This window comes from Desulfovibrio inopinatus DSM 10711, assembly GCF_000429305.1.
Taxonomy (GTDB): domain Bacteria; phylum Desulfobacterota; class Desulfovibrionia; order Desulfovibrionales; family Desulfovibrionaceae; genus Alteridesulfovibrio; species Alteridesulfovibrio inopinatus.
On record NZ_KE386878.1, the window covers coordinates 199,739 to 221,354 of the forward strand.

At 48.6% G+C, this 21,616-nt stretch carries 29 protein-coding genes; 28 read left to right on the forward strand and 1 reads right to left on the reverse strand.

Annotated elements, in window-relative coordinates:
- Window positions 1-4: 4 nt before the first annotated feature.
- From rplE to G451_RS0121565, 23 genes are all read left to right on the forward strand, one after another.
- Window positions 5-544, forward strand: coding sequence for a 50S ribosomal protein L5 (gene rplE / locus G451_RS0121460; RefSeq protein ID WP_027185850.1), 540 nt, complete (start codon window positions 5-7; stop codon window positions 542-544).
- A 12-nt stretch (window positions 545-556) separates the two neighbouring features.
- Window positions 557-742 (forward strand): type Z 30S ribosomal protein S14, encoded by a 186-nt coding sequence (locus G451_RS33880; RefSeq protein ID WP_084448706.1) that lies wholly within the window; start codon window positions 557-559, stop codon window positions 740-742.
- A 10-nt stretch (window positions 743-752) separates the two neighbouring features.
- Entirely contained in the window at window positions 753-1,136 is a 384-nt protein-coding gene (gene rpsH, locus G451_RS0121465; protein WP_027185851.1) for a 30S ribosomal protein S8, read from the forward strand.
- Between the two features lie 9 nt (window positions 1,137-1,145).
- On the forward strand, window positions 1,146-1,685 hold the full coding sequence (rplF, locus tag G451_RS0121470) for a 50S ribosomal protein L6 (protein WP_027185852.1): 540 nt from the start codon (window positions 1,146-1,148) through the stop codon (window positions 1,683-1,685).
- A gap of 9 nt (window positions 1,686-1,694) precedes the next feature.
- Window positions 1,695-2,054: a 50S ribosomal protein L18 gene (rplR, locus tag G451_RS0121475; RefSeq protein WP_027185853.1), complete on the forward strand. Its 360-nt coding sequence runs from the start codon at window positions 1,695-1,697 to the stop codon at window positions 2,052-2,054.
- A 19-nt stretch (window positions 2,055-2,073) separates the two neighbouring features.
- The gene (gene rpsE, locus G451_RS0121480) at window positions 2,074-2,565 is read left to right on the forward strand and encodes a 30S ribosomal protein S5 (protein WP_027185854.1); all 492 of its coding nucleotides are present in this window, start codon (window positions 2,074-2,076) and stop codon (window positions 2,563-2,565) included.
- A gap of 4 nt (window positions 2,566-2,569) precedes the next feature.
- Entirely contained in the window at window positions 2,570-2,752 is a 183-nt protein-coding gene (gene rpmD / locus G451_RS0121485) for a 50S ribosomal protein L30 (RefSeq protein WP_027185855.1), read from the forward strand.
- Window positions 2,749-3,207, forward strand: coding sequence for a 50S ribosomal protein L15 (gene rplO / locus G451_RS0121490; RefSeq protein ID WP_027185856.1), 459 nt, complete (start codon window positions 2,749-2,751; stop codon window positions 3,205-3,207). Before rpmD ends, rplO begins: the two co-directional genes overlap by 4 nt.
- Before the next feature lies 1 nt (window position 3,208).
- Window positions 3,209-4,522: a preprotein translocase subunit SecY gene (gene secY / locus G451_RS0121495; RefSeq protein ID WP_027185857.1), complete on the forward strand. Its 1,314-nt coding sequence runs from the start codon at window positions 3,209-3,211 to the stop codon at window positions 4,520-4,522.
- Window positions 4,523-4,524: 2 nt separating this feature from the next.
- Window positions 4,525-5,289: a type I methionyl aminopeptidase gene (map, locus tag G451_RS0121500; RefSeq protein WP_034643486.1), complete on the forward strand. Its 765-nt coding sequence runs from the start codon at window positions 4,525-4,527 to the stop codon at window positions 5,287-5,289.
- 41 nt (window positions 5,290-5,330) lie between these two features.
- Window positions 5,331-5,444, forward strand: coding sequence for a 50S ribosomal protein L36 (gene rpmJ / locus G451_RS0121505; RefSeq protein WP_027185859.1), 114 nt, complete (start codon window positions 5,331-5,333; stop codon window positions 5,442-5,444).
- Between the two features lie 12 nt (window positions 5,445-5,456).
- Entirely contained in the window at window positions 5,457-5,828 is a 372-nt protein-coding gene (gene rpsM / locus G451_RS0121510; RefSeq protein ID WP_027185860.1) for a 30S ribosomal protein S13, read from the forward strand.
- 64 nt (window positions 5,829-5,892) lie between these two features.
- Complete coding sequence (gene rpsK, locus G451_RS0121515) at window positions 5,893-6,279, forward strand: 30S ribosomal protein S11 (protein ID WP_027185861.1); 387 nt, start codon at window positions 5,893-5,895, stop codon at window positions 6,277-6,279.
- Window positions 6,280-6,387: 108 nt separating this feature from the next.
- On the forward strand, window positions 6,388-7,014 hold the full coding sequence (rpsD, locus tag G451_RS0121520) for a 30S ribosomal protein S4 (protein ID WP_027185862.1): 627 nt from the start codon (window positions 6,388-6,390) through the stop codon (window positions 7,012-7,014).
- A 28-nt stretch (window positions 7,015-7,042) separates the two neighbouring features.
- Window positions 7,043-8,089 carry a DNA-directed RNA polymerase subunit alpha gene (locus tag G451_RS0121525; protein WP_027185863.1) on the forward strand — a complete coding sequence of 349 codons (1,047 nt, stop codon included), beginning with the start codon at window positions 7,043-7,045 and terminating at the stop codon, window positions 8,087-8,089.
- Window positions 8,076-8,537 (forward strand): 50S ribosomal protein L17, encoded by a 462-nt coding sequence (gene rplQ / locus G451_RS0121530; RefSeq protein WP_027185864.1) that lies wholly within the window; start codon window positions 8,076-8,078, stop codon window positions 8,535-8,537. The genes G451_RS0121525 and rplQ overlap by 14 nt, the downstream gene beginning before the upstream one ends.
- 84 nt (window positions 8,538-8,621) lie before the next feature.
- Window positions 8,622-9,524 (forward strand): selenium metabolism-associated LysR family transcriptional regulator, encoded by a 903-nt coding sequence (locus tag G451_RS0121535; protein ID WP_027185865.1) that lies wholly within the window; start codon window positions 8,622-8,624, stop codon window positions 9,522-9,524.
- A gap of 15 nt (window positions 9,525-9,539) precedes the next feature.
- Window positions 9,540-10,586 carry a selenide, water dikinase SelD gene (selD, locus tag G451_RS30950; protein WP_084448707.1) on the forward strand — a complete coding sequence of 349 codons (1,047 nt, stop codon included), beginning with the start codon at window positions 9,540-9,542 and terminating at the stop codon, window positions 10,584-10,586.
- 129 nt (window positions 10,587-10,715) lie between these two features.
- Window positions 10,716-11,225 (forward strand): hypothetical protein, encoded by a 510-nt coding sequence (locus tag G451_RS0121545; RefSeq protein WP_027185866.1) that lies wholly within the window; start codon window positions 10,716-10,718, stop codon window positions 11,223-11,225.
- 78 nt (window positions 11,226-11,303) lie between these two features.
- A complete protein-coding gene (locus G451_RS0121550; protein WP_027185867.1) occupies window positions 11,304-12,032 on the forward strand; it encodes a molybdopterin-guanine dinucleotide biosynthesis protein MobB in 729 nt (242 codons plus the stop codon).
- Window positions 12,033-12,114: 82 nt separating this feature from the next.
- Entirely contained in the window at window positions 12,115-13,584 is a 1,470-nt protein-coding gene (locus G451_RS30955) for a sensor histidine kinase (protein WP_034643375.1), read from the forward strand.
- Between the two features lie 104 nt (window positions 13,585-13,688).
- Entirely contained in the window at window positions 13,689-14,537 is an 849-nt protein-coding gene (locus G451_RS0121560) for a hypothetical protein (protein ID WP_034643376.1), read from the forward strand.
- Window positions 14,524-14,943, forward strand: coding sequence for a PqqD family protein (locus G451_RS0121565; RefSeq protein WP_027185869.1), 420 nt, complete (start codon window positions 14,524-14,526; stop codon window positions 14,941-14,943). Before G451_RS0121560 ends, G451_RS0121565 begins: the two co-directional genes overlap by 14 nt.
- Before the next feature lie 80 nt (window positions 14,944-15,023).
- Here G451_RS0121565 and G451_RS0121570 read toward each other — a convergent pair whose 3' ends face one another.
- Complete coding sequence (locus G451_RS0121570) at window positions 15,024-15,851, reverse strand: purine-nucleoside phosphorylase (protein ID WP_027185870.1); 828 nt, start codon at window positions 15,849-15,851, stop codon at window positions 15,024-15,026.
- Between the two features lie 125 nt (window positions 15,852-15,976).
- On the opposite strand from G451_RS0121570, the gene G451_RS0121575 reads away from it, so the two are divergent.
- The 5 genes from G451_RS0121575 (at window position 15,977) to G451_RS0121595 (ending at window position 21,606) form a co-directional block, all read left to right on the forward strand.
- On the forward strand, window positions 15,977-16,735 hold the full coding sequence (locus G451_RS0121575) for a motility protein A (protein ID WP_027185871.1): 759 nt from the start codon (window positions 15,977-15,979) through the stop codon (window positions 16,733-16,735).
- On the forward strand, window positions 16,722-17,459 hold the full coding sequence (locus G451_RS0121580) for an OmpA/MotB family protein (protein ID WP_027185872.1): 738 nt from the start codon (window positions 16,722-16,724) through the stop codon (window positions 17,457-17,459). The genes G451_RS0121575 and G451_RS0121580 overlap by 14 nt, the downstream gene beginning before the upstream one ends.
- A gap of 6 nt (window positions 17,460-17,465) precedes the next feature.
- Entirely contained in the window at window positions 17,466-17,861 is a 396-nt protein-coding gene (locus G451_RS0121585; protein WP_027185873.1) for a PilZ domain-containing protein, read from the forward strand.
- On the forward strand, window positions 17,858-19,276 hold the full coding sequence (locus G451_RS0121590) for a biotin carboxylase N-terminal domain-containing protein (protein WP_027185874.1): 1,419 nt from the start codon (window positions 17,858-17,860) through the stop codon (window positions 19,274-19,276). Before G451_RS0121585 ends, G451_RS0121590 begins: the two co-directional genes overlap by 4 nt.
- Window positions 19,277-19,344: 68 nt before the next feature.
- On the forward strand, window positions 19,345-21,606 hold the full coding sequence (locus G451_RS0121595) for a carboxyl transferase domain-containing protein (RefSeq protein WP_027185875.1): 2,262 nt from the start codon (window positions 19,345-19,347) through the stop codon (window positions 21,604-21,606).
- Window positions 21,607-21,616: the final 10 nt, after the last annotated feature.

A 21,616-nucleotide genomic window follows, 5' to 3' on the forward strand; every position in this document is an offset into this window, starting at 1 on the left:
GGAAATGACGCGCCTCGAACAGAATTACTCTGAGAAGGTCGTACCGGCCTTGCAAAAAGAGTTCGGGTACAAGTCGCCCATGCAGATCCCCAAGCTCAAATTTGTTTCTTTAAACATGGGGCTTGGTGAAGGCAGCCAAAACAACAAGCTTATCGAAGAAGCAGTCAATGAACTTACTTTGATTGCTAGCCAGAAAGCGGTCATCACCCGGGCGAAGAAGTCCATTGCCGCGTTCAAGCTTCGTGAAGGCATGCCAGTAGGTGTGCGTGTGACGCTTCGACGTGACATGATGTGGGACTTTTACGATAAACTCGTCAATTTTGCACTTCCGCGCGTACGCGACTTCCGCGGAATTCCCGACCGTGGATTTGATGGCCGTGGCAATTTTACTCTGGGAATCAAAGAGCATTCTATCTTCCCAGAGATTAATATCGATAAGGTTGAAAACATTAAGGGCATGAACATTACTGTCGTTACGACAGCGGGCACGGATAAAGAAGGCAAGACCCTTCTGACCCTGCTTGGTATGCCCTTTAAAAAATAGGGAGGATTCGTTTTGGCACGCAAAGCCCTAATGGTGAAAGCCACCCGCAAGCCAAAATTTTCCAGCCGGGCCTACAACCGCTGCCCTATCTGCGGTCGTCCCCGTGCGTTTTTGCGTAAGTTTGGCATCTGCCGTATTTGTTTCCGTAACATGTCGCTTTCCGGCGAACTGCCCGGCGTGCGTAAATCAAGCTGGTAAGGAGTCTATCATGTCCGTGACGGATCCTATTGCCGATATGCTCGCACGCATACGCAACGCGCATCAGGCCCTGCATGATTCCCTTGAAATGCCCCTTTCGAAGTCGAAAGCTGCTATTGCTGGCATTTTGAAGGATGAAGGCTATATTACTGACTATTCCATTGAAGACGCCAAACTGGTCGTGAAGCTCAAGTACTCCTCGGGGAAACCCTTGGTGGCGGGCACCAAACGGATCAGCAAACCTGGTCGTCGCGTATATGTCGGTGTCTCCGATATTCCCGATGTCCAGAATGGACTCGGAATCTGCATTTTGTCCACGTCGAAGGGCATCCTTGACGGTTACGCGGCACGCAGTGAGAACGTCGGTGGCGAACTTCTTTGTGAAATCTGGTAGGGGTTGACCATGTCCAGAATTGGTAAAAAAGTCATCGAGATTCCCAAAGGGGTTGAGGTCAAGGTCACCGATGAGATCGTTTCCGTAAAGGGACCGAAAGGTGAATTGACAACCGCTGTCCACCCCAAGATCGTTTATGCGATTGAAGACGGTTCTGTAACTGTCAATCGTGTTGACGAGACTCGCGAAGCACGCGCTCAGCATGGACTGCGTCGGACCCTTCTCTTCAATTCTGTCGAAGGTGTTACGAAAGGGTTCAGCAAGACCCTTGAAGTCATCGGTGTTGGTTACAAAGTTTCTGTCCAGGCTAAGAGTGTCGTCTTGAACGTCGGCTATTCGCATCCTGTTGACTTTCCCTTGCCCGCTGGTATTGAAGCCAAGGCTGAGGGGATTAAACTGACCATTTCCGGTATCGACAAACAGCTCGTCGGTGAAGTTGCTGCTCAAATTCGTCGTGTCCGTCCGCCCGAACCGTTTAAGGGCAAGGGTATTAAGTACGAAAATGAACAGATTCGCCGCAAAGCCGGCAAATCCGGCGGCAAGAAATAGGTGACGGCTATGAAATACAGCAAAGAAAATGCGCGTAAGCGCCGCAAGGTGCGCATTCGCAAGAAAATCAATGGCACGCCGTCCCGCCCTCGATTGGTGGTTTATCGTTCGAATCTGAACATTTATGCTCAGATCGTTAACGATCTGACGGGCGAGACTTTGTGCTCTTCTTCGACTTTGAGCCTGAAGAAGACCGAAGGCAAACTCTCCCCCAATCGTGAAACTGCCGCCAAAGTCGGCAAGGACCTCGCTGTGAAGGCTAAAGATCTCAATATTGAGTCGGTCGTCTTCGACAGAAACGGCTATCTCTACCACGGCCGTATTAAAGCTTTGGCCGACGGAGCGCGCGAAGCGGGCCTTAAATTCTAACGATCAAGGTATATTCCTTATGGAACAAGCTGAACTCACTCATATCGAGAAGATCGTCTACCTTAATCGCGTAGCCAAGGTCGTCAAAGGCGGCCGGCGTTTCAGCTTCAGCGCTCTCGTTGTCGTTGGAGACGGTCAAGGCTCGGTCGGATACGGGCTTGGAAAAGCCAACGAAGTCCCCGAAGCCATTCGTAAGGCTTCTGAGCAAGCCAAGAAATCAATGGTCGAGATCCCCCTTATTGATGGCACGTTGCCCTATGAGGTGTTGGGTCGCTTCGGAGCTGGCCGGGTTATGCTGAAACCGGCTTCGAAAGGGACGGGTATCATTGCTGGCGGACCGGTTCGCGCTATTATGGAAGCGGTTGGCATTCATGACATTTTGACTAAGGCTATTGGCACCAACAATCCGCACAATGTGCTTCGGGCGACCATGGCCGGTCTTGAGTCTATTCGTAGTGCAGAATATGTCGGTGCCTTGCGCGGCAAACAACTCATGACTCCGAGGAAGTAACGATATGTCTGCGACAATCAAGGTCAAATTGGTGCGCAGCAAAATCGGGTGTACACCCAAGCAGCGCAAGACATTGGCCGCCATGGGACTGCGTTCCATTCGGCAGGTCAAAGAGTTGCCCAACACTTCTGCAGTCCAGGGAATGGTCGAAAAGGTCAAACACCTGGTTGAGGTTGAAGCATCATGAGACTGCATGAAATCTATCCTTTTCCTGAAGAACGCAAAGAAAGAAAGCGTATCGGCCGCGGCCGAGGTTCGGGATGGGGTTGCACATCCGGTAAAGGGAACAAGGGCCAGAACGCACGTGCTGGCACCGGAACCAAAGCATGGTTTGAAGGTGGTCAGATGCCTCTGGCACGCCGCCTTCCCAAGCGCGGGTTTAAAAATCCCTTTCGCGTTGAATATGCTCCGGTGAATATTGATCGCCTCCTTGAAGTTTTCGAGAATGAGGCTGAAATTACTCTGGATGCTATTTATGAAAGTGGTTTAGCTCGCAAGGGCATGCCTGTGAAAGTACTTGGTCGCGGTGACGTGACCCGTGCTGTTACGGTTGAAGCGCATCAGTTCAGCGCAAGTGCCCAGCAGAAAATCACCGAGGCCGGCGGTACGGCCAACGCCTTGGAAAAACAGGCGGATTCATAACGTGTCCATGAGCGGTGTAGAAAATCTGGCGCGGTTGCCGGAGTTGAAGAAAAAACTCCTTTGGACGTTTTTTCTTCTCTTCATTTACCGCATTGGCGTCCACGTCCCGGTTCCGGGCGTGGACTCCATCGCCTTGGCCGACTTTTTCGAAAGTGCAAAGAATACACTTTTCGGATTGTTCGACATGTTTTCAGGCGGTGGTTTACGCAACCTGTCGATTTTCGCTTTGGGCATTATGCCCTACATTTCTGCATCCATTATTTTGCAACTCCTTCAGGTCGTGAGTCCTGAACTTGCACGGATGCAGAAAGAAGAGGGTGCCGAAGGCCGAAAAAAGATTACCCAGTATACCCGCTATGGAACCGTTCTTATAACGGTCATTCAAGGTTTTGGTATTGCTGTTGGCCTTGAAAATATGACCAGTCCAACTGGTGCGCCTGTTGTTATAGACCCTGGTTGGGCTTTTCGGCTTATGACCGTCATCACTTTGACCGCAGGAACGGTTTTTTTGATGTGGCTCGGCGAGCAGATGACTGAGCGAGGCATCGGCAACGGTATCTCTATGATCATCTTTGCCGGTATTGTTGCCGGTTTTCCTCGAGCTGTTATCAATACGTTCCAATTGCTCAAAGCTGGTGAATTGAGTGTTTTCGTACTTGTTTTTATGATTGCACTCATGGTCGCCGTACTTGTTGCAATTGTCTTTATGGAGCGAGGCCAAAGGCGGATACCCATCCAATATGCCAAGCGGATGGTTGGGCGAAAAATGTATGGTGGACAAACGACCCACCTTCCTCTTCGAGTGAATACTGCGGGTGTTATACCACCTATTTTCGCGTCTTCCATCCTCCTTTTTCCGGCAACAATTGCAAACTTCTCTCAAGTCGAGTGGTTGAACACATTTTCAAATATGTTCAGGCCACAAACCATCCTGTATAATGTTGTTTTTGTCGGTCTCATTGTCTTTTTCTGCTTTTTTTACACGGCGATTATTTTTGATCCCAAGCAGATAGCCGACAATATACGCAAGCAGGGCGGGTTTATCCCAGGGATCAGACCTGGTGCGAAGACTCGGGAGTATATTGACAAAGTACTCACCCGCATTACTTTGTGGGGTTCTCTGTATATATCAGCTGTTTGTGTGCTCCCGATGGTTATGATAGCGCAGTTCAATGTACCGTTTTATTTCGGTGGAACATCGTTACTCATCGTTGTCGGTGTCGCCATGGACTTCATGTCACAAATCGAGTCCTATCTCATTTCCCGCCAATATGAGGGACTTGTACAAAAAGGTCGAATCAAGGGTAGGCGGTGACCTTGAACGTATATAATGGAATCGTTTTGAAAAATGATTCCGAAATTGAAATTCTTCGCGAAGCCAATCGGATCGTTTCACGCATTTTAGATGCGTTGGGAAAGATGATTGCACCCGGTCTCAAGACCATGGTGTTTGAAGAAGAAGCTCTTCGACTTTGCGAAGAATTTCATGTTATCCCTGCTTTTAAGGGATACTACGGATTTCCGTACGCTCTTTGCTGCTCCGTAAATGAGGTCGTTGTCCATGGATTTCCTTCGGATCGCGTCCTTCAGGTAGGCGACTTGGTCAGTTTTGACATGGGCGTCATTTACAAGGAGTTTTACGGAGATTCAGCCCGAACATTCGCTGTTGGCACTGTGTCGGCTGAAGCAAAAAAGCTTGTTGATGTGGCTCGAATGTCGCTTATGCAGGGCATACGCGAGGCTCGAGAGGGAAACGGTCTGTTTTCCATATCACGAGCCGTCCAAAATGTTGTTGAAAAGCATGGCTTTTCTGTAGTACGACGCTTCGTTGGTCACGGCATCGGTAAGAAATTGCACGAGAGACCGGAGATCCCGAACTTTGTACCGTCTGGTGGGGCTGATATCCCACTGAAAAAAGGCATGGTTTTGGCCATTGAGCCCATGGTGACGCTCGGTGCGCCCGACATTGAAATACTGGACGACAAGTGGACAGCCGTCACCAAGGATCGCAGTTTGTCTGCGCACTTTGAACACAGCGTTGTCATTACCAAGGATGGACCTTCGATTTTGAGTGTTTCCTGAAATTGAGGTTCCTGAAACATATTTTTGGATGGAGTAGCCAAATGAAAGTCAGACCTTCTGTCAAAAAACTTTGTTCCAAATGCAAAATCATTCGGCGTCACGGCGTGCTTCGCGTTATTTGCGATAATCCTCGCCACAAGCAGCGCCAAGGATAAAGGGGTGTCATTGTGGCTCGAATTGCAGGTATTGATCTTCCCAAAGCGAAGCGGATGGATATTGCACTGACCTATATCTACGGCATTGGTCGTGCAACAGCTCTTCAGATTCTGGATGCTACCGGAATCGATTGGACCAAATCCAGCGACGACCTGACTGCTGATGAAACGAACGATATCCGTAAGGAACTCGAACAGCATCACAAGGTCGAAGGGGATTTGCGTCGCGATATTTCCGCTAACATTAAGCGGCTTATGGACATTGGGTGCTACCGTGGCTTGCGCCATCGTCGTGGCTTGCCCTGTCGTGGTCAGCGTACGCATACCAACTCGCGGACCAGAAAGGGCCCCCGTCGGGCCGTTGTTGGCAAGAAGAAAAAATAACCACTGTTGTTGACGGCGTATTACGCCGGCGGCAGTTTCCACATCAGGATTCGGAGATATTTCTATGGCCAGACCTCGTCGCACCGGGAAAAAAGAAAAGAAAAACATTCCCGTTGGTGTTGCCCACATTCGGGCGACGTTTAATAATACGATAGTGACGTTTACCGATCCCAGAGGCAATGTTGTCAGCTGGGCAACTGCTGGCGGTGCCGGCTTCAAGGGATCGCGCAAAAGCACACCGTTTGCCGCGCAGATGGCTGCCGAGCAGGCTGCCCGCCGGGCACAGGATCATGGTATGCGTACCGTCGGCATTCTGGTCAATGGACCCGGTTCCGGACGTGAAGCCGCCATGCGTGCAATCAACAACGCCGGTTTTAAAGTAAGTTACATTCGCGATACTACGCCCATTCCGCATAATGGGTGCCGGCCTCCCAAACGCCGTCGCGTCTAGTGATATTTTTCGCGCGGCGAGCGCAACCGGCACTTCTTTATTTTATGGAAGGGAAGAAGGGACTGGTGCGGTTCTGCCTTGCGCTGCATACTTCAGGAGGAAGAAAAATTGGCTCGTTATACCGGACCTAAATGTCGCCTCTGCCGGCGTGAAGGCGCCAAGCTGTTTTTGAAAGGCGATCGTTGCTATACTGATAAATGCGCCCACGAGCGTCGTCCGTACGCTCCCGGCCAACATGGTCGTATTCGCAAAAAAATGAGCGACTATGCTATTCAGCTTCGCGAAAAGCAAAAAGTTCGCCGTATGTACGGTGTCCTTGAAGAGCAGTTTCGCGATTATTTCCATCGTGCTGACTTGAGCAAGGGCGTTACCGGCGCCAACTTGTTGATGTTCTTGGAACGTCGCCTTGACAATGTCATTTACCGTATGGGATTTGCAAACTCTCGCGATCAGGCTCGTCAGCTTGTTCGTCACGGCATTTTTCTGCTGAATGGTCGCCGTGTCAACGTGCCGTCTTTGCTTGTCCGCGTCGGTGATGAAATCACTGTGCGTGAGAAAAACAAAAAATCTCCGGTTATTGCCGAAGCCCAGCAAGTTATAGCCCGCCGTGGGAATCCTGCTTGGGTTGAAGTTGATGGTGAGAATCTCAAAGGGAAAGTCACGACCTTGCCGACCCGGGAAGATCTGCAATTCCCTATCAACGAGCAGCTCATTGTTGAATTGTACTCCAAATAACCGGATTTCAATCCAATAGGTGTAGATTATGCTTATCCGCAACGGTGACAGGCTCATCAACACCCGCAATTGGTCGGAGCTGGTTCGTCCTGAAAAGCTTTTTCGGGACGCGAAATCTTCCTCCACATACGGCCGGTTTATTTGCGAGCCTTTGGAACGCGGTTTCGGGACGACCCTAGGCAACTCCTTGCGGCGCGTTCTTTTGTCTTCACTGCAAGGCGCCGCCATTGTCGCCGTAAAGATAGAAGGCGTTCAACACGAGTTCACGACCATTCCTGGTGTTCTCGAAGACGTAACCGATATCATTTTGAACCTGAAACAGGTTCGGTTCGCTATGTCTTCGGAAGAACCGCAGCATCTTACGCTTCTGGCTAACACCAAGGGCGTTGTGACCGCGAGCTCCATTATTGAGAACCAGAATGTGAAAGTCCTTGACCCGGAACAGCCTATAGCCACGCTGTCCGAAGACAAGGAATTCAAGATTGAAATCGAAGTTCGCATGGGCAAGGGCTATGTTCCTGCCGATATGCACGAGGGCTTGAGCCAGGAGATCGGACTTATCCCGATGGATTCAAGTTATTCTCCCGTCAAGAAAGTCGCCTATACTGTCGACCAAGCTCGTGTTGGCCAAATGACCAATTACGACAAGCTTATTCTTGATGTGTGGACTGACGGATCTATTACACCGGATGACGCTTTGGCCTATAGTGCCAAGATATTGAAGGAACAACTGACAGTTTTCATCAACTTCGATGAAAAAGAGTCAGAAAGTGAATCTTCACACAGCGGCGACGATCTTGAACTCAATCCGAATCTGTTCAAAAGCATTGACGAACTTGAACTTTCTGTACGTGCTACCAACTGCCTTAAGAGTGCCAACATTTCTCTTGTTGGCGAACTCATGCAGCGTACGGAAAATGAAATGCTCAAAACCAAGAATTTCGGGAAGAAATCCTTGGAAGAGATTCGCCGCGTCCTCGAAGAGCTTGGCGTTGACTTCGGTATGAAACTGGATAATTTCGAACAGAAGTATCAAGAGTGGCTTAAGAGGAAGCAAGATAATGAGGCACAATAAATCGGGCAGAAAACTGGGCAGAAACTCTTCCCATAGAAATGCCATGTTCCGCAACATGGTGCGTTCTCTTTTGACCTATGAGCGCATCCGGACAACCGAAGCGAAAGCCAAGGAATTGCGTAAGATCGCTGAAAAGTTGATTACGCTGTCTTCTCGTGATGACCTGCACGCCCGTCGTCAAGCCTATAAGGTTCTTGAAAACCACCAGCTCGTCAAAAAATTGTTTGATGAAATTGGACCTCGGTTTAAAGAATTAAATGGCGGCTACACCCGGATTGCAAAACTGGGTTTGCCCCGGGCTGGCGATTGCGCTTCCATGGCAATTATTGAATTGACTCGCAAGGCTGGCGAAGTAGCTGAAGCTCCTAAGCCCAAGCCGGCTGAGCAAGCAGCTCCTGCCGCTGAGGAAACAGCTCCTGAAGCTTCTGCTGACGGCGAGAATTCTTAAGAGGCATATATAAGGCAGAGAGATCTCTCTCTGCCTTTTTTTTCTCATTAAGTATAGAAAAATATAATAGAAGAGATTGGATTCGTGGATATAAGACGATTGGAAGCATTCTGCAAAGTCTACGAGCTGAAAAGTTTTTCCAAAGCTGGTCAAGACCTTTTACTTTCACAGCCAACGATAAGCGCGCATGTTTCTGCTTTGGAATCCGAGCTTAAGACGCAACTTTTTGATCGGCTTGGTCGCATCGTCATGCCAACGCAGGCTGCTGATATTCTCTATAAATATGCGCAACAAGCCTTTACCGTTCTTGATAATGCTTTGGCTGAAATTCATTTATTACAAGAGCGTGTTGCCGGTGATCTCATCATTGGGGGAAGTACCATCCCTGCACATTATCTTCTTCCTGGAATCATAGCCAAATTTACTGCAAAATATCCAGAAGTGCGTATTCAACTTCACGTTGATGACTCGCAAGGAATTATCGATCGTGTCGCCCACGGTGACCTCACTGTCGGCATTATTGGCATGACAATGGATCATCCTGACCTGGTATTTTCTCCCTTGATGGAAGACGAGCTTATTGTTGTCGCGTCTGCCAAAATAGCGTCACGGTATTCTTTGAATGCAGAAGATAATATTGTTATTGGAACAAAAGAACTTTGTACTTGGCCTTGGGTTATGCGTGAGCAAGGATCAGGAACACGAAAGGCATTTGAGAATGCTTTGATTGCTATTGGTCTCGATATTCGTTGCCTGAATATTGCTGTTGAAGTACAGACAAATCAGGCTGTATTGCAATGTGTTGCAGCAGGGATTGGATTATCAGTCACGTCTCGACTGGCAGCGGCAGACTTCTTGGCACGGAATGAACTTGTTTGTGTCAGTGTTCCAAAATTACGTATGCACCGGGCTTTTTATGCTGTATATCATGGCAAACGACATTTTTTTCCAGCCATGCGCTATTTTATTGAATTCCTGGAGCATTAATATTTAGGAGACCTCATGGCCACAATTCGATTGGCACAATCCGTCAAAGCAGCCGGTTGAGCCGCTAAAATTACTCCAGGGGACCTGGAGGATATTTTAAGTGATCTCAATGTGCCTCGTGATGCACGCGTGCTTGTTGGGCTTCAAGACAACGAGGATGCTGCTATTGTGGAGTTTCCAGATGGACAGGCTCTTGTCCAAACACTCGATTTTTTTACTCCTCTTGTCGACGATCCTTATGAATTTGGTCAGATCGCTGCAGCAAATGCTTTGTCCGATATTTATGCCATGGGCGGAACCCCGTTATGTGCGATGAATATTGTCTGCTTTCCTATACAGACCATGGACAAAAGCATTTTGCGCTCTATTTTGCGAGGCGGAGTCGATAAAGTTCTTGAAGCCGGCGCTGCTCCTGTTGGAGGGCATAGCGTAGAAGATGCCGAGATTAAATTTGGCTTATCTGTTTCTGGAGTTGTTGACCCTGATCGTTATGCAAGTAACCGAGGATTGCGCCCTGGCGATCGTCTCATTTTAACCAAACCCATTGGAACCGGTGTTTTGGCCACTGCAATCAAAGCCGATTGGGAAGGCGCCACTTCTTTTTCGCGCGATTTGTTTCGATGGGCCTCACGACTCAACGCAACTGCTGGGCAAGCTGTGCGTGAATTCGGACTTAAAGGAGCGACGGATATAACTGGCTTTGGACTAGGAGGGCATCTTTTGGAGATGGCACAAGCATCGACTGTTGATGTTGTGCTTGACTCAACATCCGTACCGCTTTTACCCGGAGCATACGACCTCGCATCAATTGGTCTTGTGCCGGCTGGAAGTTTTGCCAACAAACGTTTTTTTTCATGCTCCGTCGATATTCATCCAGATGTTGACCCTGTCTTTGTCGATCTTTTTTTCGATGCTCAAACATCTGGCGGACTGGTGCTTGCTGTGCCGGAGAAATTTGTTGAATCGGTTCAGGCCATGTTGTTGCAGGAAGGGGACTTGGCTGCTGTTATTGGCCACGTCACAGCTCGTGAAACACAGGCGAGTATGCTCCATATCCGATGACACTTTTTTGGATGTGAGAATGCAAACAAAGTAGACATTTCGAGTTTCGCGGCGTATTTAATCACAGTTTTGCAGATACGAAACAACGCCACGAGAGTGTTGATTCACGTTCACTTCAAGGAGGAGACATTGGAAAAGAATGGCAACGAAAAGGTCATAGTTTTGGATGAAGCAAAATCTCGCATGCAGGAAAAGGAACAAGAACTGCGTGCTGAAATTATGACGAAAACTGCCCATGACATGGGGCGTGTCGGCATGATTATCGCCATGCTGGCCGTCGTTATCGCTGTTGTGCTTTATTTTGCTGGCACGAAAAAAATGGCCGGACTTCAAGAGCATATGCATGAGATGGACACGCAGATTGCTAGCGCTATGGAAGAATCCAAGAATGTTGCCAGCGCCGTTGACGCTGTAAAGGGTGACATGACTGGACTTTCCCAGACTGTGGGTACATTTGATTCGCGTCTGGCTGAGCTTGAAACTTTGCCTGAAAAAACGAAAAAGATTATTTATAACAACATGTTAGTTCAGATTGCTCAGCAGGCTGCTTTTCTGCGTACACAGCTTGATTCCCAGTCTCAGACTGAGAAGCTGACGCAGGCCATTGAACTGCTGCAGCAGGTGCAGTCTGAAGAATAATCTGACTCGCCTTTTTTTCATGAAAAACCGGGCGACTTCGTCCGGTTTTTTTTGGCCTATACATGTGGAGAATGATGAATGATTGCCGTGAAGATTGTAGGTTTTAAAAAATCGGGTAAAACTACTCTGACTGTCGATCTCGTTGCCGAACTCATGCGGCGCAATGTGCAGACCGCAGCTGCCAAATCGACGCATCAACTCACGCTGGATAAGGCCGATACTGATACCGCCAGATTGCTGGAAGTTGCGACGTCTGTCGCCGCATTGGCACCGACCCAATGTGGCGTTGCTTTTCCTGAAAAGCGTTCGTTACTCGACTTGCTCCCCTTGCTACGCGGCGAAGCTCTTGTCGTTGAGGGGGGCAAAGCGTTAGGATTTTTGCCGCAAATTGTTGTCCTGCGCGATCCATCTGAAGCAGCTGATCTTGGAGCTGTCCCTGGTGGTATTACTCTGGCAACGTTTGGCTCGATTGCTGTCCCAGGCATTCCGCACGTTGAAACCGTGGCGGATTTAGCTGATATTGTTTTAGCGCAAGGCTTTCTCCTTCCTGGGCTTGATTGTTCTGCATGTGGCTTTGAAACGTGCCGTGAGATGGCGGCCCGCATTGTATCCGGTCAGTGTTCTCGTTCAGACTGCAAAGCGACTTCGTCGGAGCTTTCAATTTCAGTCGGAGGTGCCGAACTCGGACTCAATCCTTTTGTCGCATCGATTGTGGCCGGCAGTATTCGCGGTATGCTTGCCCAGCTCAAAGGATATGCTGGAACAGACGTTCACATTCATCTCAAGGGAGGCGGGAAATCTACCTGAGGTAAGTGCTTGCTATTTCACCGGGAATATATCATATAACAAGGGAAAACATTAATTTTCCTTTTTTATCAGGGGTCCTGGGATGGTCGAAAAAAATTTGACAGACGAATTCACCCTGGACACAATACGTCCGAATGATGTTCCCAATCCATTATCACCGTTTGGTAAACTGCGGCTTATGAGTGTTCAAAAGCGTATCCATGAGAAAATAGACGACTATACAGAGTATAATTTTAATCCTGAACAAAGTTCAGCGCTCAATATTTTTTTCGATCTCGCCCAAGAATTCAACGATGTTGAAGATCTCTACGCTATTTGCGTAATGATCCCTAAAATCCTCTTTAGTCTTGACGCTACATTATATATTTTACAGTCGGAAGGGGATGTTGTTGTTCGATCAACCCTGCAAGAGAGCCCCGTTGCAACCCCAGATCTCTGTGAACTGCCTTTACCTGTTCAACCGAAACACGTTGACGGACGTTATATCATCCCCATCAAAGGGAATCACGAGTTGATCTCTCTTCTGCCATTCGATTGCCAAGGGGATATCATTGGTGTTTTGGAAATATATCCCACCAAGACATTATGCGAGCATGATCGACTTTTTTGGGAGCGATATGCGAATCGTATCGGATACCAGTTGCATAATCGTATTATTGGTCAAAAAAATCGAGAACATATTCAATTCATTCGTACCCTCGTAAAAGATATCGGGCACAATGTTATTGTTCCCAATATGTACTTCAAATTGTTTTATCGTCGATTGGATGCCAGAATTAATCTCATCGACGAGTTCGCGCAAAAACTTGACGGTGTTTTAGAACGGTGTGAAGCACAAGGTGCTTTGGATAGAGAGCGACGCCAGGAACTGACGGACGAAATGGGGTATATCTATAAGGGGTTACGCGACCAATATAAGCAAATTTACAATCATTATAAAAATACGAGTCTTTTTCTGGAAACGTTATTGCGACGAAGTCATTTTGAAAAAGGGCGATACGTTCTTGAAAAGCGTGCGTGTAATTTCAAAAGCCAAATCATTGACCCACAACTTGAACGATTCCGGCCTCGTTTGGCTGAGCGCCAAGTTGAAATCGATACATCGCTTGGTGGTGTTCCTGATGAAGAGATTGAGGTCGTTGCCGATATTGGCCTTATAAGCCAAGTCTATTCGAATCTGTTTTCCAATGCGGTGAAATATGCCCGTGAAGTGGATGACCGCGGGCGGCTTCGAAAGTTTTTGTCGTATGGCTGGGATGTGATGAAGAATTATTTTGGGCCGGGACGTGATGGAGTGAAGCTCAACGTGTTTTCTTCTGGTCCACCTTTGAGTAAGGAGGAATCGTCCAATCTTTTTGACGAAGGGTTTCGTGGGGTCAATGCCAAGGGAGAGTACGGAACAGGCCATGGATTGTATTTTATTCGAGAAGTTGTTCGTCTCCATGGTGGAGTGTGTGGATATGAACCCACACCTCAGGGAAATAATTTCTATTTTATTTTACCCCGCGATCTTGGACCAGAAAGCGACGCCTGCGATTTGCGCACGGCGTAATGTCACTTCAAATTCACTGCAACCAGATCATTCTCTTGTCGTCATCTTCTCGCACTACTCTTTCGATGCATGATCGGCGTCTTATCGCTTGGGATGGATTGCGTATGCAAGTCCCTGAAGATTGGGTTCCTGGGCGGATTGGCAAGGGAGAGATAGGGCTTGAGAATGCTGTTGGACCGCTACTTGAAGCAAAGTGGTCTGTAAGTCGTCCGAGAAAAACGCTGGACCAGGCTGTACGTGAAATTCGTCGACGCCTCCCTTCTTCTGCACGTTTTGAAACGCGTTCTGCACAGGTATGGCCTTTTGCAGTCGATTCACCACAAGGATTTGATGTCGTCTATTTTGGCCGGACAGACAAACTGAATGTTCAGGAATTGGGAGCCGTGCTGTGTTGTCGACGCTGTGGCCGTATTGTTATTGTACAATCACGTCTTCTTGCAGATTTTTATAAACAATTCGCTCAAGTTTTTTCTTCATTGACCGATCTATGTACTGAAAAGCGTGTGGATTGGATGGTCTACGATATCCGCATTCGACTCGCTCCTGCCTGGGCATTATCCTCATCGTCATTTGCCCCGGGGCGATTTGATATTGAATTTGTCCGCGGACACGACACATTACGATTGTATCGATTTGCTCCAGCCGATGTACTCTTGCGACGATTTTCATTTGAACAACTCGTGCAAGAAGGGGTTGTCGCTGCGTTTTCCGGCCGATTACAAGTGATGTCCGAAGATGAAGAAAATTGCATTTGGGTCGATACGATCAGGCCCCAAGGATTGGGTGGAGCTCTGTACGATCTTATGGCAAAAACAAGTCGACGGCCATATCGGGTCGCGCAATTTTGGCATGTGGCAACTGCCAATAAGCTTCTAGGGATCTTGCTTTCATCGCGTCATGTCGTGACACGTGATGATCTCAATCCATTTGTGTCTGCATATGCGACTTTTTAAAAAAATAAATCCCAAGGGGACCACGAGTTCGCCTTCTCGAAATGTTTCGCTTGATATGTGTCCGGTCAAGAATCGGCAGGTGAGTGAAGAGCGTCTTGCATCCGGAGTGATACGCTTGTCGTATCCTGTAACCGTGAAACCATGGTTTGCATCGCTCGCCAAGCGATTTGGTGCATGGGATGGAAAACCCACGCAAAAAACGATTGAACTTGATGAGATGGGAACGGCAGCGTGGGAACTGATCGATGGGCACAATCGATTTCTTGACCTTGTCGATACTTTTGCGAAACGCTACAATCTTCAAAACAGAGAGGCCGAAACGAGTCTGGCGGCGTTTTTACGGGAACTCGGTCGGCGTGGCTTAATTGCTTTGGCTGAACGTGATACAGCGAGTGAGAAGCGGTAGTATGATGCATCCCCGGAAGGGGGGCCGGCGTTTCGCGTTAACGAGGCGTACTTTTACTTGAAAATGCCGGCCCACAGGTACTATGCGATTTGAGGAAGAATGTGGCTGAGAAGTCGGACAAGCTTATCGCAGGCTGCTCCGGCTGTGGCAACAACCTGTTCGAGACTCACTTTTGCCATGCAGTCGGGTAAATTTTGGTTTGCCAAACACGACAACCCGAGAATATCCATACCCATATGCATGGCCGCCAATGCTTCCATGACGGTGGACATACCGATTGCATCGGCACCAAGCATTTTGAACATACGTGTTTCAGCAGGTGTTTCGAGGTTGGGGCCGACGACACCAGCGTATACGCCCTGGTATAACGGGATGCCGAGTTGCAGAGCCTGCTTCGCGCAGAGGTCGAGAAGCACTCGCGAATAAATTTCGCTTGCATCGGGAAAGCGTGGACCCCAATTGTCGACATTGGGACCGATAAGAGGCGAGGTTCCCGTAAAGTTTATATGGTCGGTAATCGCCATGATTTCCCCCTCGTGAAAGAGGGGGTTGATTGCGCCGGCTGCATTCGTCAAAATGAGTTTTTTGACACCGAGAACCCCGAGCGTACGTACGCTCATAACAACTTGTGCAGGACTGTATCCTTCATACAGATGAAATCGACCTTGGAAAAGGTAGACCTGTGTATCGGCGACTGATCCTACAACAAGTTGGCCAGCATGGCTTTCCACTGTGGAAACCGGGAAATTCGGAATGGCGGTATAGGGAGTGATAATAGGGTCTTCTAGGAGATCGACCACTCCTCCAAGCCCGGTTCCAGCTATGATGCCGATAGTTTTGGGCGGTTGTTGAGGGAGGTTTTTGTGCAAATATGCCGCTGCGTTCTGGACAATATCTTGAATTTGCATAATTCTCCGGGTGCTCGAGGGTAACAATACTGTCGTTCTGTTTTGATACGACATACACAAGATTACTACTGTAAAGGCGCTTCGTTTACTACGCGTACCCCGGAAAAAAAACCAGAGGCCGCTCCATGGATATTTCTACGTTACTTGGATTGACAACCGGCGTTGGACTTGTATTGGGCGCGATCTTCATGGGGGGAACCCTCCGTGAATTCGTTAACTTACCAAGCCTTATGATCGTCGCCGGTGGGACTTTGGCGGCTGTTTGTGTCGCATTTCCTTTCGAGGAGGTGGTCCAGGCATTTTATGCTGGATTTAAAATTTTTGCCTCACGGAAAGTCAAGGACAGCGAAGTCGTCAATATCATGGTCCGGGTAGCGGAAATAAGTCGCCGTGAAGGTCTCCTTGCTCTTGAAAATATTCAGACTGAAAACACCGTCTTGAAAAAAGCCTGTCAGCTTATTGCAGATAATGCCGATCCTACCTTGATTCGAGATACATTACATATTGAAATCGCATCAATGAAACGTCGCCATCTTATTGGTGAAAATGTTTTCAAATCATTTGGTTCTTTTGCTCCCGCTTTTGGGATGATCGGTACACTCATCGGTCTCGTCCAAATGCTGACGCGATTGGAAGATCCCAAAACCGTCGGCCCAGCCATGGCTGTTGCCATCATCACCACTTTTTATGGGTCGATCATGGCAAACCTCTTGTTTTTACCAATTGCCGGTAAACTCCGAGCCCGAACGCAGCAGGAAGTCTTGCACCTGGACATTATTTTCGAGGGAGCCAAGTGCATTCTTGAAAACAATAACCCGCGGCTTGTTTACGAGAAACTGTCTTCGTTCATGGCGCCAAAGGACAGAACCTATGATCGAAAATGATGAATTCGAAATAGACGACGAAAAGGAAAATGAATGTGGAGAGCAGTGGCTGACAACGTTCGCTGACATCTCGCTTCTTTTGATGACATTCTTCGTTCTGCTGTATTCCATGTCCTCTCCGGATGTGGAAAAGTTTCTCGACTCGTTTCAGTCGGTCAAGAAGGCGCTTGGAGCCTCGGGCAAGCAACTGATGACGGGGCCGACATCACCAACCGAAGCCACGCTGCTTGTTGAACAGGCTCGGCTCAAACAGCAGATTCTACGGGAACAACGCCGAACATATCAGGATTTTGAATCCTATGTTTCGCGAAAGGGTATTGAAGGTATTGTGGCGGCGAAACTTGATTCTGGGAAAATTACGATCAAGGTGCCGTCCGAGGTGCTTTTTAAACGAGGAGATGCAGAATTAACGCCAGCAGGGCAACGTGTCCTCAAGAGTTTGAAAGACTACTTCATCAAAGTGCCTGACGAAACCATCAATATTCGAGGGTTTACAGACGATACCCCGCTTGAAATGGGGTCTCATTATAAAGATAATTGGGAATTGTCTGCGATGCGTGCCGTCAATGTGCTTCGATACTTTGTGTCGCAAGGAATGTCACCCAATAGATTGACAGCTACGGGGTTAGCTGATTTAGAACCCCTCTACCCAAACACGTCGGAGCAAAACAGGCAGAAGAACAGGCGCGTCGAGTTCGTCCTGGAAAAACGCATCGGGGGGTAGCGCCATATGGATTTCGACTTCAAACTCTCGTCACACGAACTGCGACGCGGCGCCTTTCGAACAAAAGTCCCTGGCTTGACTGCCAAATTGGGGGATTACGACGAAGAGTTCACTGTAAAAGACTTGAGTGTTTCGGGTTTGGGCATTATAGACGCCGCTTCACATGTCAAAGAAGGCCAACAAACTACGATCGATCTTTTCATATCCAAGCGGCTCTATCTTAAGGGGTTGCCGTGCTCGATTTTACGGGTTTTGCCCGATGGTACTGCTGGCATCAAGTTCAGTGAACTTGAACGACGTCAGGAGGTCCGGCTGGACAAGCTCGTACTCGAAGTCCAAAAGCGCTTGATTGAATTGAAGAAAAACGCTGAAAAAAACGAGAATGGGTCAAGTAATCCGTGACAGCATCATCACATAAAGTTCTGGTGGCGAACCGAGGGGAAATCGCCATGCGTATTATCCAGGCCTGTAAAAAATTGGCTCTGGATTTTGTCTGTGTGTACACCGAAGCCGATAAACATTCCGGCCACCTGACTCTTGCCCGCGAATTGGGAGGAGAAGAGGCCGCATTTAAGGTTTCGTCTTATCATGACGCCAACGAAATTCTCTCCGTCGCCGATCATGCTGGCGCAACCGCCGTGCATCCAGGCTATGGTTTTTTTGCCGAGGATTATCGTTTTGCTCGGCGCGTGAGCGAGCGGACTAATAAAATGATTTTTCTTGGTCCGTCCTGGCGCATTATCCGATCTCTTGGCGACAAAATTAACACAAAACGATTGGCGCGTAGCCTTGGCGTACCGACTGTGCCAGGTTCTGACCGACCGGTGTATGACGAATTGGAAGCCGAGGAAATTGCCGAAAACCTGTTTTCTTTTCAGGCAGAGCAAGGAGTAGAGAAGCCGCTTGTTCTGGTCAAAGCCTCAGCTGGAGGCGGGGGAATGGGAATCGAAGAAGTCGATGATCTCGACTCCTTTAAAACCGTCTATCGTCGAATCCGAAACTATTCTAAACGCCAATTCCATGATGAAGGCGTTCTCATCGAGCAACGCATTTACGATTTCAACCATTTGGAAGTTCAGATCATTGGCGACCGGACTGGTGAAGCCATTGTCCATTTCGGTACGCGAAACTGCACGGTGCAGAGTACTGGACGGCAAAAGCGCATTGAAGTTGCGCCTGGTTTTTCGCCTGATGAGCTCGACTATGGATTCAATGCGGCACAGGTTCTGAACGATATTATTCGCCACTCCTTGGCTATGGCCAAAGAAGTGCGATACGATTCGGTCGGGACATGGGAATGGATTGTGTCGCCAGCTGGGCATCCGTTCCTCATGGAAGTCAATACCCGCATTCAGGTTGAAAATGGTGTTTCCGCAGCGATTGCCCGCATTCGTGGTACTGGCGGAGTGGACCTTATCGCCGAGCAAATTCGAACCGGCCTGGGGGATCCTTTGGGATATACGCAAGCCGACATATCCTTTGAGGGAGTGGGGATTGAATACCGTATAATTGCGGAAGATCCCGATAATAAATTCACTCCATGGGTTGGACGGATTGATACCTTTTCACCGCCCGAGCATGATTGGTTATCTGTCCACAGCCAGATTCCTCGTGACGAACCCTACGAAATCCCGACGGATTACGACCCGAACTTGGCTTTGGCCATCATCTGGGGATCGAATCTCGCTGATGCAAAACAACGTGGGGTTTCCTTTCTCGACGATTTCAAACTGACCGGCGAGGATCAAGCAGGCCAACCGCTCCGATCCAATGTCGCCTTCTTGCGTGACAGAACGGCCGATCTTCTGCGGTTCTAACGACACGCCGCTTCATCAATTCTCAAAAATACAACGAGGCTCCGGTCTACGTTGACATAGATATGAGTATGGACATCGACAAACGTATTACAGAACTCCGGGATAGGCTTCAATATATTCACGATATTTTCGATTCGCATAGTAACGAAAATATCAAACTGTTGGAGACGAAGCTTGAAGAGTTTCTCCAACGTGAAAGTACTGTTCCTCTGCATGAGGCGATCAAGCTGCTCGCGCAACTTGAGGATCTTTTCGATTTTCTCGAAAAGAAGCTCAACGATCAACTCACCCCCATGGACAAGGTCCGGGTCGTACGACATCCACATCGCATCAGCCTCAAAGATATTCTTGAAAACGTCTACGACAACTATACTGAAATCGGCGGTCAGGACGAATACAGCATCGATCCGGCCATGATTATCGCTCGCGCCTATATCACACGGCGTCGAGGTTCCAAGGTGTTCAACCAGCCTGTCATGGTTATTGGTCAGGAAAAAGGCCATGGTCAGGATTTTCGGAATGGTGGTTCGGTGAAACCGTGGGGTAACGCGAAAGCGTTGCAATATATGAAGGTCGCGGAAACCGAAAATATTCCCATTCATACATATGTTTTTACCCCTGGGGCGTTTCCTGTCGAAGATTACCCGGGTGCAGCCCAGCAGATTGCACGCAATTTATATGAAATGGCACACCTCAAAGTGCCAGTTATCAGCGTGTTTTCCGAAGGTGGTTCCGGTGGTGCTGAAGCCATCGCATTAGCTGATGTTCGGTTGATGCTTTCCCATGGATATTATTCGGTCATTTCTCCTGAAGGTGCAGCCGCAATCGAATCCGGCATTCGCCAGGGCCAGCGGGCTCCAGCTGGATTGGTGGAGGAGTGTGTCAAGCGGTTGAAAATTACTGCTGAAGACAACCTCTCGATGGGGTACATTGATCGCGTTATTGAAGAACCTCCTTTAGGTGCCAGACCGCATCACTATGATTTTTTCAAAAAATTGCGTCAGGAAGTCGTGTTGGCCACCGATGAAGTCTTTCTGGGGGTCAAAGGCTTTAAGCTCTTTCGATCCATGGCGATTCAGCGCCGGAAGAAGTTGCATGGTGTGGATTCAGACAGCATGCATGTGCGCTGGGGACTGGAACCGGGATCGGTCGATCGTTTGATTTGGAAACGCTATCAGAAGTTTCGTCGTATGGCGAAACATGCCTATATCGACTCGAGTACTTCGGCGGCAAAAGCATATGCCGGTGCACAAAATGCGTTATGGTCGGCGTATTCTTTTCTGCGTTATGACTTCTTAGGGAAACACGAAAAGAAAGTCTCGCGCACGGTTGAAGAAATGCAAGCCGAGATACACGTTGTTCAGAACAAGCTGCTTTCACCTTTCCGTAAGATAGGGAACAAAATTGCTCCTAAAAATGGGCTTGATCAGGAAAAGCGCGAGAAATTGACACAGCTTTCCTGCCCGGAAGAGGGGGTATGCCTTGAGGACTGGGGGTGGAGTTATATTAGCCCGTTGTCCAAAGAGGATCGTGCTGTCACCTGCCCCAATGCGAAAACTCATGGATGCCTCGATTTGTGGGCACCAGACCTGTATGGTGATTTTGCCGGGGTATGTTCGTATTGTGGACATCATTTTCCCATGGAATACCAGTGGTTTGTCAATAATATTTTTGACGAAGGTTCGGTGATAGAGTTTAACGCCGAAGTTGAAGCCGGAAATCCTTTGGAATATGCCGGGTTCAATAATAAGTTGGATATTGCCAAGAAAAAGACCGGTCGACTTTCCTCGTGCATTACTTTTGAAGCACGTATTGATGGGGTCAAGCTTGTTGTCGCGTTGTTCCTTGCGCCGTTCCGTGGAGGAACTGTCGGCGCGGCAGAAGGGGAAAAGTTTATCCGGGCAGCATCACGAGCCAGAAAAAAACACTATCCGTTTTTGGCCTACGTCCATGGGACGGCTGGTATCCGTATCCAGGAAGGCACCAACGGTGTTATCCAGATGCCACGATGTACACTTGCTGTCCGTCGATATATTGAAGCTGGTGGCCTTTACGTTGTGCTGTATGATACGAACTCGTACGCTGGTCCTGTGGCGAGCTTTCTTGGCTGCTCACCGTATCAGTTTTCGGTGCGCTCGGCGAATATCGGTTTTGCCGGTCCCGGGGTCATCAAGGAAACGACGGGTGTTGACATGCCTCCTGATTACCACCGAGCCCATCAAGCGTTGGCCCGTGGCCACATTCAGGGAATATGGGATCGACGCGACATCAAAAAGAATCTGTCACAGGCCTTTTTGACCATCGGTGGACGCAACCTGTATTATCGCTAATCGCCGGTAC